Raw genomic sequence first — 14,189 nt, 5'->3', positions numbered from 1 at the left:
GAAATATACTAAAATATTTGTTACTCAGTGGTAAAAATGAAATTTCTATATTTGTGTAAACAATTTATAGATGAAATTAAAAATCCTTTTAATTTTTGTTTTTGTAACAGCTATGTTACATGGACAAAATCAGTTTGAGCTTTCTTACTACTTGCCACAAAATATTAGTTACAATAAAAATATACCTACACCTGAGAGTGTTATTGGTCATCAAATAGGTGAGTGGCATATAACACATGATAAATTAGTAACTTATATGAAAACTATTGCAGCTGTTTCAGATAGAGTTACCATTGAAGATAGAGGATTCACATTTGAAGGAAAACCATTAATTTTATTGACAATTACTTCTCCAGAAAATCATAAAAATATTGATGCTATCCAGTCTAATCATTTTAACCTCACTGAAGCAAACAAAAGTAGTACATTAAATATTGAAACAATGCCTTTGGTGGTTTATCAAGGTTTTTCAATTCATGGAAATGAACCAAGTGGCGCTAATGCAAGTTTATTACTAGCATATTATTTAGCTGCGGCTGAGGGTACTGAAATAATTAATTTATTGGATAACACCATTATTTTGTTAGACCCATCTTTAAATCCTGATGGTTTACAACGATTTGCTTATTGGGCTAATACTAACAAGAGTGATTTTATAAATTCTGATCCAAATGATAGAGAATTTCATGAAGTATGGCCAGGATCAAGAACTAATCATTATTGGTTTGATATGAATAGAGATTGGTTGCCAGCTCAATTGCCAGAATCTAAAGCACGTATTGAAACCTACAGAAAATGGATGCCAAATATTTTAACCGATCATCATGAAATGGGAAGTAACTCTACGTTCTTTTTTCAACCAGGAATACAGTCTAGAGTGCATCCTTTAACGCCGAAAGAAAATCAAGAATTAACCAAAGAAATAGGAAATTATCATGCAGCAGCTTTAGATAAAATAGGTTCATTATATTTTACAGAAGAAAATTTCGATGATTTTTATTATGGGAAAGGCTCTACATATCCTGATATAAATGGGGCTATTGGAATTTTATTTGAACAAGGGAGCTCAAGAGGGCATGCTCAGGAAACTATCAATGGAGTGTTGACTTTTCCCTTTACCATTAGAAACCAGTATACAGCAGCGCTCTCTACGCTAGAAGCAGCAAAAAGTATGCGTGTAAAATTATTAACGTATCAACGTAATTTTTATAAAAATGCAGCAATAGAAACTTTAAAAGATAAAACTAAAGCTATTGTATTTGGTAGTGAAAATGATGCTGCTAGAAGTTTTCATTTGGCAGAAATATTAAAACAACATACCATTGAAATTTACAAACCAAAATCAGATTTCAAAGAAAATGGGAAAAACTTTAAGAAAGAACAGAGTTATATAGTTCCTATAAATCAAAAAAATAGCAAATTAATTAAAGCAATGTTTGAAAAACGAACTTCTTTTACAGATAGTTTGTTTTATGATATTTCTGCTTGGACTTTTCCATTAGCATTTAATTTAGATTATACCGAGCTAAAATCTACTTCACTGATAGGTGATAAAATTGAAAATTTATCTTTAAAAAAAGGTGAGGTTACAGGAAAAAGTACCTATGCTTATTTGATGGAATGGCATGAGTATTACTCTCCTAAAGCTTTAAACATCATTTTAAATAAAGGGTTGAGAGCCAAAGTTGGGATGAAACCGTTTTCATTAAATGGAAAAACATACGATTATGGAACAATTTTAATTCCAGTTCAAAACCAACATCTCAATGAAAATGAGTTATTTAATTTGTTACAAAAAGTTGCATTAGAAAGCAATATAAATATTAACAGTGTTTCTACAGGTTTAACAAATGGAATTGATTTAGGTAGTAATCAGTTCAGAAATATAGAGAAACAAAAAGTAGCTATGTTGGTAGGTAACGGAATTTCATCGTATGATGCAGGTGAAATTTGGCACTTATTTGACCAGCGTTATAAAATGAATATTACAAAATTAGATATAAGTTATATTAATAGGGTTGATTTTTCTAAATACACTTCAATAATTATACCTAGTACTAATATGTTGTTAAGTAAAGGCACCGTTGAAAAATTAAAATTATGGGTACAAAATGGAGGGGTTTTAATCGGTTATAAAAATGCTGTAAAATGGTTGTCAGCTAATAAGTTTATTACTCTTAATTACACTTCTGCAAAAGTAAACGCTAAGCAGGTAACATTTGAACAAAAAAGAAATTTTACGGGTGCTCAAGTGATAGGAGGAGCAATTTTTGAAACAAAAATTGATAGATCTCATCCAATAAATTTTGGATATACTAAGAAGAATTTACCAATGTTTAGACGAACTAAAATATTTGTAAAACCCGATAGTAGTAGTTTTAATAATCCAATAATTTATACCGAAAATCCATTATTAAGTGGATATATTTCTAAACCTAATTTAGAAGTTTTAAAAAACACCGTACCATTTCAAGTTAAAAGTTTAGGAAAAGGTAAAGTAGTAGTTTTTACTGACAATACTAATTTTAGAGCTTTTTGGTATGGGACAAATAAATTATTAATGAACGCCATATTTTTTGGAAAAACAATGTAATTAAGAAACTAACTTACTTGCGCTCCATTCTTTATGGCTGATTTTGAAGTTTTAAGAAGGACAACTTTTCCATCTTTATTTTCAATTCCTAATACCAAGCACTCACTAAAAAAATTGGCTATTTGCTTTTTTTCAAAATTAATAATAGCCACTATTTTTTTATGTAGTAAATCTTCTTTAGTGTATAAATCTGTAATTTGTGCGCTTGATTTTTTAATGCCTAAATCTCCAAAATCTATGGTTAATTGGTAGGCTGGTTTTCTGGCTTTTGGAAAATCATTTACTTTCATAATAGTTCCAACTCTTACATCTATATTACTAAAATCTTCAAAAGTAATTTCTGGTTTCATTTTTTTATTCATCGATAACAATAAATTCGGTTCTTCTATTTAATTGGTGTTCCGCATCTGAACATTTTACTCCGTTTGCACATTTATTTACAAGTTGGGTTTCACCATATCCACGCCCTGTAACCCTACTTGAGTCAATTCCTTGTGCAATAATATAACTAATAGTTGATTTAGCTCTGCTATTAGATAATTTCATATTATAATTATCAGGAGCTCTACTATCAGTATGTGATTTTATTTCAATTTTAATTTTTGGATATTTTTGTAATATTTCAACTACTTTGTTTAATTCAATTGCAGCATCTGTTCTAATATCAGATTTATCAAGATCAAAATAAATAGGGTTTGTTTTAATCATTTTTTGATCACGTACAGTAATAAATTCTTTGCTATAATCTAACACAATATTTTTTTGAATTGTTTTATTCAATTCATTTGAAGTGTTAATTAGCGTACTGTAAGTGTTATAATTTTTTAAAATAGTAACTAGTTTGTATGTTTTATTACAGTTTATTTTATATTTAAAGTTTGCTGATTTATCTAATTTTAAAGTATCAATCTTGCTGTTGTTTTCATAAAGTGTAACTATTGCATTTGGCAGTTCTTTTTGAGTGTTAAAATCAATAACTTTTCCTGTAATAAATTGTTCGCATTTTAACGGAGTTAATTCAATATTTTTATATTGAGTTGTAGTAGATGGATTTAAAATCTCCAATTCAATAGGTTGATAATGCTTATTTTCGGTTACAACTTTATAAGTTTCATTACAATTTAGTTCAAAATTATAAGTTCCATCACTGTTCACTATTTGTGAGTTAACTAATTTATTATTTTGATATAAAAGAACTTTTGTTCCGATAGCAATTTGATTCGAATTTTTATTTAAAATTTTTCCTGAAATGAGTTGTGTACAAACTTTACGAGTTAGTTCAATAGTTTTTTTAATAGTTTGAGTGTTTTTATTAGCGGTTATTAATTGAACTGCTGCATCTTCATATGCATCATTAGTTATAGAAATTTGATAAGTTTTATGACAATCTAAATTAATTTCATTTGAAAAATTACCAAGTGATTCATTATTTTCAAAAACAGTTATTTTTGAGTTAGCAATGATTTTTTTTGTTTTTGAATCAATAATATTTAAAGTTAACAACTGATTGCAGCTCATAGGAGCTAGCTCAAAATTTTGCTGAATTGTGGAGTTATAAGCTTTGTTTGTTACAACTTCAGAAGTTAATGTTTCAAAATTTTCTTTTTTGGCAACTACTTTGTATAATTTATCGCATTCAACTTCAAATGTATAGTTTGAATCATTTTTTACATTTTTTGAAGCTATTAATGTGTTATTGTGATATAAATTAAGTGTTACTCCAATTAAAGATTTATTAGTTTCTTTGTTTAAAATGTTTCCTGTAATTAATTGGGTACATTTTTTAGGTGTTAATTTAATTGTTTTACTGATTTTTCTATCATAATCATTATCAGTTTTAAGTACAAATTCGAAGTTTTCATAATGTTCATTACTGATGTTAATTTTATAAGCTTTATTACAAGCTAAAGGAAAGTTAACGAACTCTTTTTGAAGATAATTAGTAGTTGTAAATTGATTATTTTCTGAAATTAATATATTGGCATTTTCTAATGTATTACCAGTTTCTTCATCAACAACTTGAAGCGTTAGTAATTGGTTACAAAGTATTGGGGTGAGCTCTAAATTTTGTTTTAGTTTTTTATTAAAAATGGTATCAATAGCAATTTCAATTTCTAGTGTTTCAAAATGTTCTTTTTGTGCAATTATTGAATAAGTTGAGTTACAATCAAGTTTAAAATTGTATTTTTTTTCAAATTGGTTTATATGAGTTTCAATTAATTCACCATTTTTAAGCAAACTAATTTCAACATCATCAATTTCTTTAGCCGTATTTTTATTATAAACTAAACCAGTAATAATTTGACTGCAATCAGGAAGTTTAGGCTTAAAAGCATAAATATCAACACCTCCAATTCCTCCATTTCTATTAGAGGTAAAATAGCCAGTATTTTTAGTGTTATTAATAACAAAGGCAAAATCATCAAATTTACTGTTTATGGGCTCCGGTAAACTTTCAGCTTTTTGATATGTTCCATTTTTAAACTCACTTTTAAAAATATCTAAATTACCCAAACCTAAATGCCCATATGAAGAAAAATATAAGGTGTTATTTTCATCAATATATGGAAAAAACTCATCATTTGAGGTATTAACATTTGGTCCTAAATTTTTTGGTGCACTAAAGCTTCCATTTTTTGTGATATTTACTACATAAATATCCATACCGCCATAGCCACCATCCATATCTGAAATAAAAAAGAGCTGTTTTCCGTCTTTACTTAATTTAGGGCTTCTTACAGAATAACGTTTGCTATTAAATGGTAGTGGTTCAATATTGCTAAGTCCAAAATTTTTATCAACAGTAGCTTTAAATAAATATAAAGCCTTGCTATTTTTTAAATCACTGTATTTTAATGAGTTATAATAATTGTTCCAAGTAAAATATACCGTTTTTAAATCTTTGGTAAAAGTAACGTCACTTTCAAAAAATTTGTTGTTAATTTCATTAGAGAACCTATCTGTTTCAATGATATCACCATTATCAGTAATTTCTCCGATATACAACTCTAAATATAGCTGACGATTGGTTCTTCGTTTTCTTATTTCATCTTTTTTTGAAGAAGCAAAAATAATAGTATTATTATTCAAATAAGTTACTCCAAATTCAGCATACTTAGAATTTATAGAAGTGTTAAATACTTCATAATTTAGTTGTTGAGAATTTATGGTAAAATGAAATATAAGTAATAAATAAACTATTTTCTTCATTCAATTTTTAATTTTTTTACTTCATTATTTTTTCAAGTACCCAAGCCGGTCCAATAAGTAAAAACTGTAAATCTTTTAAAAACGAAGGCTTTTTACCTTCTAATTTATGTCCATAAAATTGACCAATCCAAGCAATTACAAAAATAATTAATGAGGTGTAAAGTAAGTTAAAATAAATGGACAAGTAATCATTTAAAATTAAACATAAAACTGAAAAAATAAACATTTTTATAAATGTAGAAATTGATAAACGTAGGTAAAAGATCATTAGTAAAATTAGAATGAATGTTGCCCAATTTTCAATATAAGGTTTGTTAATATTTAATAAGTTAACAATCATTTGTCTGGGGATGCTCATAAATATTCCAACAATACTAAAAAAAATAGCAGGAACACAAACAAAATGTATTCTTTGATTTGTTTTGTTTTGATGACTTTCAGAATATTCTTTAAACCATTGTTGTAGTGTTTTCATAATAATTATTTGTTAATACTAATTAACATAATTTAACATTTGATTAAGATTGAATGCTTAATAAATAAACCATCTTTGAATAAAATTTGAACCTGCATAAAGATATAAAATTTTATTTCTTAAAAATATTGTTAAAAATTAACTTAAATGAAAAAGGATTATACAACATTAAAAATTACATTAGTAGTATTGATCAGCTTATTTTGTTTTACATATGGTTTTTCACAGACTATCAAAGGAATTGTTATTGATGAAGATAAAGTGCCTTTAGAGTTTGTATCTGTTGCTTTGTTACAACCGAAAGACTCTATGTTAGTAAAATATACATCAACAGGACAAGATGGAAAGTTTGAATTATCTGAAATTAAAGAAGGCACCTACTTATTTCAAATATATTTAATGACTTACCAAGCAAATCAAAGAATTTTAAAAGTTGAAAATAAGGATATTGATTTAGGAATTATTAATTTAAAAAGAGAAGTCAATAAACTAAATGAAGTAACTATTAATGCAGTTGTACCCATAAAAATTAAACAAGACACGGTTGCTTTTAATACAAAAGCCTTTAAAGTTAAACAAGATGATAATGTTGAAGATTTAATAAAGAAATTGCCAGGAATCCAAATAGGTACTGATGGCAAAGTAAGCGCTCAAGGTCAAGACGTAACTAAAATATTAGTGGATGGCAAAGAGTTCTTTAATAATGATCAAACCATAGCTCTTAAAAATTTAACTGCTGATGCTGTAAAAAGTGTACAAATAGTTGATGAAGAAAGTGATGATGCAAGGACTACAGGAATTAAAGATGGTGAAAAAAATAAAATTATTAACCTTGTTTTAAAAGAAGGAAAAAAATCTGGTTATTTTGGAAAAATGGGAGCTGGTATTGGTACAAATGATAGATATACTACAAATTTTGATATCAATAGATTTACAAGTAAAACACAATTGGCTGTTTTTGGAAATTTAAATAATATTAACAATACAGGAGCTACAATTTTTAGAAGAGATGGAAGCAGAGGTTCTAGTAATAGTGGGTTTTTAACAACAGGTACAGCTGGTGCAAATTATAATTATGAATTTAAAAAAGATTTAAATTTTAACATAGATTATAATTATGGATATTCTGATAACGAGCAGGAAGAAACTTCTAAAAGAACGGAATTCACAGATGATAAATTATTCACTTCAGATAGGGATAATAAAAGTCAAAATGTTTCTAATAACCATAATGTAAATTTTAGTCTAAGAGATCGATCTAAAAAAGGAGCTTATTTGGAATTTAGGGGGAATTTTAGAAAAGACAATAGAGAGTCTAATAGTTCAAATTCTACAGTTTTTTATAATGAAAATGAATTAGAAGATACCAATAGCGAAAGGACAGCATCAAGTGAAGATGACAGAAATAATGGAGGCTTAAATTTTTCATACAGAAAAAAAATTAATGAAAAAGGTAGAAATATTAGGGTTAGAGCAGGAATTTCATTTGTTGATAATAATGATATGAATTATCAAGAATCTCTCAATAAATTTAATATTTCTGATGCAATCAATTACGAAGAATCTAATGAAATTACTACAAGAAATGAGCTGAATAAAAGTTTAAAATATAATGCTTCATTTAGATATATGGAACCAATTGTTCCTCATCATTTTATAAGTTTTTCTTCGAGCATAGATAATGAAAAATCTGATGAAGATTTAAACCAAATCAAAAACATTAATTTAATAGAGCAAAATCCTTTAATTTATAGTTTAGATTATAATAAGCAGGTTTTTGATAATCAATTAGGGTATGTTTATAGTAAAGATAAGTTTCAATTATACATTTCTGGAGCTTTAGAGTCAATGAAACAAAAATTAGATTTAGACAATATAAAAGTAATCGATAAAACTTACGATAACTTTTTACCAAGAGCAACTGCTAGTTATGAATATAAAAAAGGGAAAAGAATTAGATTTAGGTATAACAAATCAACTTCATTACCAAGTGCTAATCAAGTTTCACCAGTTATAAATGATTTTAATCCGTTATATATTAGTACAGGGAATACAAATTTAACTCCAGAAGAATCTGATAACTATAATCTGATGTTTTATTCGCATGATTTTAAAAATGCCAACAGCTTTTTTTCATTTTTTAGTTATAGTAAAACTACAAATGCTATTGTTTTCAGCAGGAGTATTGATGATAATTATATTCAATATTCAACTTTTGAAAACCATGGTTCAAAATCCAATATAAGAGGGCATTTTAATTTTAGTAGAAAAATTAAAAAGATTGGATTTAGATACAATTTTAGCATTAGTGGCAATGCTAATGATTATATAACAATAATTGATGGAGAATATAATAAAACTAAGAGTAAAGGCGCAAATTTTAATTTAAGTTTAAGTAACGAAAATAAAAACAATATTGATTTAACTTTTGGAGCTAAATATGGTTTGAATAAAACAACGTATTCATTACAAGATAGAGATCGTGATTATTTTGAGCAAAACTATTATTCTAAAGTTGATTTTGATATTACTAATAGTTTAAACTTTAACACACAATTTGATTATACATTATATACCGATAATAATTTTGATTCTCAAAATGTTCCTATTTGGAATATGGCTGTAGAATATGCATTTTTAAAAGGTAAAAGAGGTAATTTAAAATTACAAGTTTTGGATATCTTGGATAAAAATTTAGGTTTGGAAAGAACAAGCAATGAAAATTATTTTGAAGAGACTTATAAGAAAAATTTAGGAACGTATGCAATGTTGAGTTTTACATATAGTATTAAGCCTCCAACAGGTAAAGAAAGTAAAAGAGGTTCTAATAATAGAGGCTGGAGACATAGACATTAAAAATAGTATTTTTTAAAAAGAGGTTAATTTAGTTATCAACCTCTTTTTTTTCTAATTTTTTAATCATTCGTTTAGCTCTATTATTACCAGAATCTAACGCTAAAGACTTTTTGTAATTTTCAATTGCTTCAATAGTATCTCCATGCTTCATATAAGCCTCTCCAAGACTATCATAAACATTGGAACTCTCAGGGTGAAGTACTACATTTATCTTAAAAATATTAATTGCATTTTCAAATTTTTCAGCTCGCAAATTTTTATAACCTAAAGAATTTAAATCGCCTTCATTAATTGCACTATCCAAAGAGTCTTTTTCTTGTATTGCTTTATAGGCCTCTAAAGCTTTTTCATATTGATTAGTTAGTAAATATTCGCTTGGAATTTTCTCAGTTTCATTTAACTTTCTAAAATTAAACTGAATGCTATCAGTGGTTTCTTTAGGTACAAAAATTAAATATTGTTTATGATTATCTTGATTAAATTTAAATTGAATTTTTTCATTCATTTCCTTTACAAAAAAAGTTTCATCATCAACTTTTAAAGGTTTAATATTAGTAGCTCCTCGCCATTTTAAATATAAATCTGTTTCTTTAAAATAAACTTCTATAATTTCGTCTGAATTGTATAAATAACGTCCAGAAACTTTTTTTATAAATTCAGGACTGTTAGTTTTTGTAGTACAGCTAAAAAATAATGAAAACAATACGAAAGTAGTAATAAATTTAAATCTCATAATAAAGTTGAATTTGGTATATAAAAATAAAAAAATCGTCTAACTAATATTAGTTAGACGATTTTTTTTAGGTATTTGTAACAAATTTATTTTACATTCATTAATTCAACATCAAAAATTAATGTAGCATCTGGAGGAATTACTCCACCTGCACCTTGACTTCCATAAGCTAAGTTTGAAGGAATTACTAAACGAGCTTTGTCACCTACTTTTAACAGTTGTATCCCTTCATCCCAACCAGGAATAACTTGTCCAACACCTATCGTAAAATCAATAGGTTGTTTGCGTTGATATGAAGAATCAAATACTTGTCCATCAATTAATTGTCCTTTGTAGTGAACTGAAACCATATTTCCTTTTTCAGCTTTTTTACCACTTCCTTTTTGCAAAATTTTATAGCGTAACCCACTCGGTGTTTCATCATAGCCAGCCGCAATCTTATCCATTTGTTCTTTAGCTGCTTTTTTAGCTTCTTCTTCTCTTTTAGCTCTTGCACCTTCAAAAACTCTAAAAGCTTCTACAGCATTAAATTGTTCGGCTTCCTCACCAACTCTTATAATTTCAACAGATTCCATTAAATCATTTTGAGCTACTGAATCTACCACATCTTGTCCTTCAACAACTTTTCCAAAAACAGTATGTTTATTGTCTAACCAAGGAGTTGCCACATGAGTGATAAAAAATTGACTTCCATTAGAAGCTGGACCTGAGTTTGCCATTGACAAAATTCCAGGGCTGTCATGTTTTAATTCTGGATGAAATTCATCATCAAAACTGTAGCCAGGAGATCCTGTTCCAGTGCCAAGTGGACAACCACCTTGAATCATAAAATCAGCAATAACTCTATGAAATTTTAATCCATTATAATAAGGCGTTCCTTGTGGTTTTGAATTGTTTTCTAGGTTTCCTTCAGCCAAGGCTACAAAGTTACCTACAGTTCCAGGTGTTTTTTTAAATTCTAAATTTACAATTATTTCACCTTTTGAAGTGTTAAATTTTGCGTATAATCCGTTATCCATTTTCTTATTTTTTTTAAGCAGTGCAAAGATACATGCTTTCGTTTTAAATAAAAGTAATTGAGTTACTTATTCAATTCTTTTAAGATTATTTCTATAGCTTTATCTAATTGTGGTTGCTTACCATCTAAACGATCTTTAAAACTTTCTTCAACATAAATATCAGGGCTTACACCATTAGTTTCGAGATTTTTTCCATCTAAAGTATAACAACCCCAAGATGGTAATCTATAATATGAACCATCTACCAATCCTTTTCCTGATGTAAAAATAATCCAACGGTACGTTTCGGTTCCAACAATGGTTCCTAACCCCAATTCTTTAAAGCCTGTCGCTGTCATTTCAGCATCTGAAAGTGATTGTTCATTAATTAATAATACGATAGGCTTATTTCCATAGTTAAAATTGGATTGCCCAGTTAATTTTCCTTCTCGGTATTTCCAGTTTAAGTAAGTTTTCTGACTTAAAAATTGTAAAACTCCATCATGAACATTACCACCAGTATTATAACGTAGATCAACTATTAAACCATCTTTATATGCTTCATCGCTAACTAAATCTTCTTTAAACTTAATTAACTCTCCTCCGCTCATATTTTTCATATGTACATAAGCTATTTTATTATTGGATTTGGAGTTTACATAGTTTTGATTTGCATCTTGCCACTCATCATACAGTAAATTTCGAATAGTTCCGTTAGATGAAGGGTGAAGGTTGATATTAAATTTTTCACCATTTCTTTGAAGTGTAAGTGTTAATTCATTTTGAGATGAAGGAACTGCAAAATATTGTTCTCTGTTATCTTTTTCATTTACCAAAACTCCATTAACGGCAATTAATTGATCTCCTTTTTTGATGTTTTTCCCCGTAATATCAGTTGGTCCATCTTTTACAATTCTCTCTACAATATATGGGTTGTAATTATTAAAAATAATTCCTGTTCCAATAGTTCTCGTTCCATAATAAATATTTTCTTCTTTTCCGTTTGAATTAAATCCAAAATGAGACGTATTTAATTCTCCCAACATATCATTAAAAATTAATCGAAGATGAGCTCTACTTGTAACATAAGGTAAATAAGAAGCATATTGATTTCTTAATTTTTGCCAATTTTGACCGTGGAAATTTTCATTGTAAAAGTTTTCTTCCATACCCGCCCAAGCTTCATAATACATTTGAACAAATTCTTTAGAAAGTGATTTGTTAAATTTAAAATCAATACTAATTTCTTTTAGTTTGTTTGAAGCTATATTTAAAGTATTAATAGTTCCATTTAACAATAAGTAATTATTTTTTTTGGTAGAAACAAGTTGATAACCTCGAATTCTTTTATCACTAACTTGTTCTATTTTATTTCTTTTAAAAGGTTCAATGGTGGTTTTCCATAATTGTGATTTTCCTTCACTATGGTTAGATACATAAATAATATATGTGGCATCATCTTTTGTAATTACTGATGGATTACCTTGTTGACCAAAATTAGGACTAATTGTTTCTAATCGTTCCATTAACCCATTGGTATTTATATTTACAATAGGTTTATCAGCAATTTTATCATCGTCTTTCTTTTCATCATTTTTTTCTTTCTTTTTTTCTTCAAACAAGGAGTTGTATTTTTCAATTTTATAAGGAGCTTCATATTTATCTAAAGCCATTTTATAAATTTTTGAATTATTGGTTCCAAAAGGATATCCTGGTTGTAATCTATCAGAAGCAAAGTAAATATATTTTCCATCAGAAGACCAAATTGGATTGCTTTCGGAAACCTTGGTTTTTGTTAAATTTATACTTGTTTTTGAAGCTATATTATAAACAAAAATATCGGTTTCAAAATCTCTAAATGCATTGTAAATAATGTATTTATCGTCAGGAGAAAAATAAGGGTTAGCGTTGTAAAATCCCCAAAGTTCATCATATACAATTACGGTACTTTTAAAATTTTCTAGATCTATTAAATTTATTTCATTTCGTCCACTTAAATAAACACCTTTAGTTCGGTCGCTATTTAAAGTAAGTTGTCTGTTATTCATTGTTGTATTGGTCAACTGTTTTTCTTTAGAAGAGTCATCTGCATTTATAGTAAACCAGTTGTAATAACCTTGAGTTGATTGAGAATATACTAGGGTTTTATTATTTTTCAACCATTTAACCTCTTGTACTGCTTCGTTTAAATTTGTGGCAATTTCTTTGATAAATTTTCCTTCAATATCTGACACAAATAGTTTACCTCTTGAAACAAAAGCTATCTTTTTTTCATCCATAGAAATATCAAAATATGAAATTTCACCTTTCACATTATAAGACTGTTCTTTATTTAGAGTATTGTTTTGAAAAATATGAATAGATGGCTTTGTAGTTTTTCCAGTTGCAACATCAAATACATGAATTTGATAATCTTTTCTAAAAACAATTTTTTCACCATTGGCACTTACTTTAGGCCACATTATTGAAGTTGAAAATTTGGTTAACTGTTTTTTGATACCATTTTGAAGAGTGTATAAGTTGTATTCTCCATTTGCTTCATCAGATTTAAAATAAAGTGTTCCTTTTCTATCAAAAGTAGCACCAAAATCTTTACCTCTGTAAGTAGTATATTTTTTAAACTCTTTAGTTTTTTGGTTGTAAGATTTGATATCTGGATTATAATCTCCTTTGTATCTTTTTCTATGTGCGAATCTTCCACTTTCCCAAGATTCGTTAAAGTAAATTTCATCACTATTTGGATCTTCAACAACATTATGAATGGTATTAAAATAATGATCAAACAATCGAGTAGGTGTTGTACCATCTATAGTTACACTATAAGTTGTAACTGAATTTACTCTACCTGAAGTAAAATATATTTTTTTACTATCCCAGCTCCAAGAAGTTACATTGTCATTGCTTTCATGAAAGGTTAGTTGTTTAATTTCACCTCCATCTAAAGGCATTATATAAACGTCATTATTTCCATATTGATTACTTGAAAAAGCTAGCCATTTTCCATTTGGAGAAACGCTCGGGTTAGTTTCCTCTCCGTCCATAGCTGTTAACCTATAAGCATTACCTCCTTCAGTTGCTACTTTCCATAAATCACCTTCGTAACTAAAAATGATTGATTGTGCATTGGGAGTCAATGTTGGAGTTAAAGTGAAATATGCATTTTTGGACTGAGCAAAAGAAGTTATAGTACCGCTTATTAAAAAAGCTGTAAATAGTGTTTTAAAAAGTTTCATAAAAGAATAAATTTGAGTTTGATATTGATTGTATTTTTAAATTTTAAATTTAAAATATTAAACAGCGATTAATCTTATTTTTTTGTTAAAA

Annotated in this window: 8 protein-coding genes; 2 read left to right on the top strand and 6 right to left on the bottom strand. The window is 27.6% G+C overall.

Annotated features, from left to right (window positions below):
* Positions 1–70 precede the first annotated feature (70 nt).
* Entirely contained in the window at positions 71–2,593 is a 2,523-nt protein-coding gene (locus Q0714_RS04260; protein WP_298263067.1) for a M14 family metallopeptidase, read from the top strand.
* An 8-nt stretch (positions 2,594–2,601) separates the two neighbouring features.
* Here the strand turns inward: Q0714_RS04260 and Q0714_RS04255 are convergent, their stop codons facing one another.
* Genes Q0714_RS04255 through Q0714_RS04245 form a run of 3 tightly spaced genes read right to left on the bottom strand, consistent with a single transcriptional unit; the run spans position 2,602 to position 6,278 of the window.
* The gene (locus Q0714_RS04255; RefSeq protein ID WP_298263066.1) at positions 2,602–2,943 is read right to left on the bottom strand and encodes a tRNA-binding protein; all 342 of its coding nucleotides are present in this window, start codon (positions 2,941–2,943) and stop codon (positions 2,602–2,604) included.
* 4 nt (positions 2,944–2,947) lie between these two features.
* Positions 2,948–5,803: an OmpA family protein gene (locus Q0714_RS04250; RefSeq protein ID WP_298263065.1), complete on the bottom strand. Its 2,856-nt coding sequence runs from the start codon at positions 5,801–5,803 to the stop codon at positions 2,948–2,950.
* Between the two features lie 16 nt (positions 5,804–5,819).
* Complete coding sequence (locus Q0714_RS04245) at positions 5,820–6,278, bottom strand: DUF962 domain-containing protein (RefSeq protein WP_298263064.1); 459 nt, start codon at positions 6,276–6,278, stop codon at positions 5,820–5,822.
* Positions 6,279–6,425: 147 nt separating this feature from the next.
* Between Q0714_RS04245 and Q0714_RS04240 the strand changes: the two genes are divergently transcribed.
* The gene (locus Q0714_RS04240; RefSeq protein WP_298263063.1) at positions 6,426–9,134 is read left to right on the top strand and encodes a TonB-dependent receptor; all 2,709 of its coding nucleotides are present in this window, start codon (positions 6,426–6,428) and stop codon (positions 9,132–9,134) included.
* Between the two features lie 28 nt (positions 9,135–9,162).
* On the opposite strand, the gene Q0714_RS04235 is transcribed toward Q0714_RS04240, so the two are convergent.
* The 3 genes from Q0714_RS04235 to Q0714_RS04225 all read right to left on the bottom strand — a co-directional run bounded on the left by Q0714_RS04235 (position 9,163) and on the right by Q0714_RS04225 (position 14,098).
* On the bottom strand, positions 9,163–9,867 hold the full coding sequence (locus tag Q0714_RS04235) for a tetratricopeptide repeat protein (RefSeq protein WP_298263062.1): 705 nt from the start codon (positions 9,865–9,867) through the stop codon (positions 9,163–9,165).
* A gap of 86 nt (positions 9,868–9,953) precedes the next feature.
* Positions 9,954–10,886, bottom strand: coding sequence for a peptidylprolyl isomerase (locus Q0714_RS04230; protein ID WP_298263061.1), 933 nt, complete (start codon positions 10,884–10,886; stop codon positions 9,954–9,956).
* Positions 10,887–10,948: 62 nt separating this feature from the next.
* Positions 10,949–14,098: a S41 family peptidase gene (locus Q0714_RS04225; protein WP_298263060.1), complete on the bottom strand. Its 3,150-nt coding sequence runs from the start codon at positions 14,096–14,098 to the stop codon at positions 10,949–10,951.
* Positions 14,099–14,189: the final 91 nt, after the last annotated feature.

The organism is uncultured Lutibacter sp. (assembly GCF_947493565.1).
Classification (GTDB): domain Bacteria; phylum Bacteroidota; class Bacteroidia; order Flavobacteriales; family Flavobacteriaceae; genus Lutibacter; species Lutibacter aestuarii.
Note: the sequence above shows the minus strand (reverse complement) of the source record. Positions and strands in the feature narration are given on the sequence as shown.

What these genes read in the sequence shown, in the direction of transcription:
- Q0714_RS04245 (WP_298263064.1), bottom strand. Translation starts at nt 6,278, where the DNA reads ATGAAAACACTACAACAATGGTTTAAAGAATATTCTGAAAGTCATCAA.
- Q0714_RS04240 (WP_298263063.1), top strand. Translation starts at nt 6,426, where the DNA reads ATGAAAAAGGATTATACAACATTAAAAATTACATTAGTAGTATTGATC.
- Q0714_RS04250 (WP_298263065.1), bottom strand. Translation starts at nt 5,803, where the DNA reads ATGAAGAAAATAGTTTATTTATTACTTATATTTCATTTTACCATAAAT.
- Q0714_RS04255 (WP_298263066.1), bottom strand. Translation starts at nt 2,943, where the DNA reads ATGAAACCAGAAATTACTTTTGAAGATTTTAGTAATATAGATGTAAGA.
- Q0714_RS04230 (WP_298263061.1), bottom strand. Translation starts at nt 10,886, where the DNA reads ATGGATAACGGATTATACGCAAAATTTAACACTTCAAAAGGTGAAATA.
- Q0714_RS04225 (WP_298263060.1), bottom strand. Translation starts at nt 14,098, where the DNA reads ATGAAACTTTTTAAAACACTATTTACAGCTTTTTTAATAAGCGGTACT.
- Q0714_RS04260 (WP_298263067.1), top strand. Translation starts at nt 71, where the DNA reads ATGAAATTAAAAATCCTTTTAATTTTTGTTTTTGTAACAGCTATGTTA.
- Q0714_RS04235 (WP_298263062.1), bottom strand. Translation starts at nt 9,867, where the DNA reads ATGAGATTTAAATTTATTACTACTTTCGTATTGTTTTCATTATTTTTT.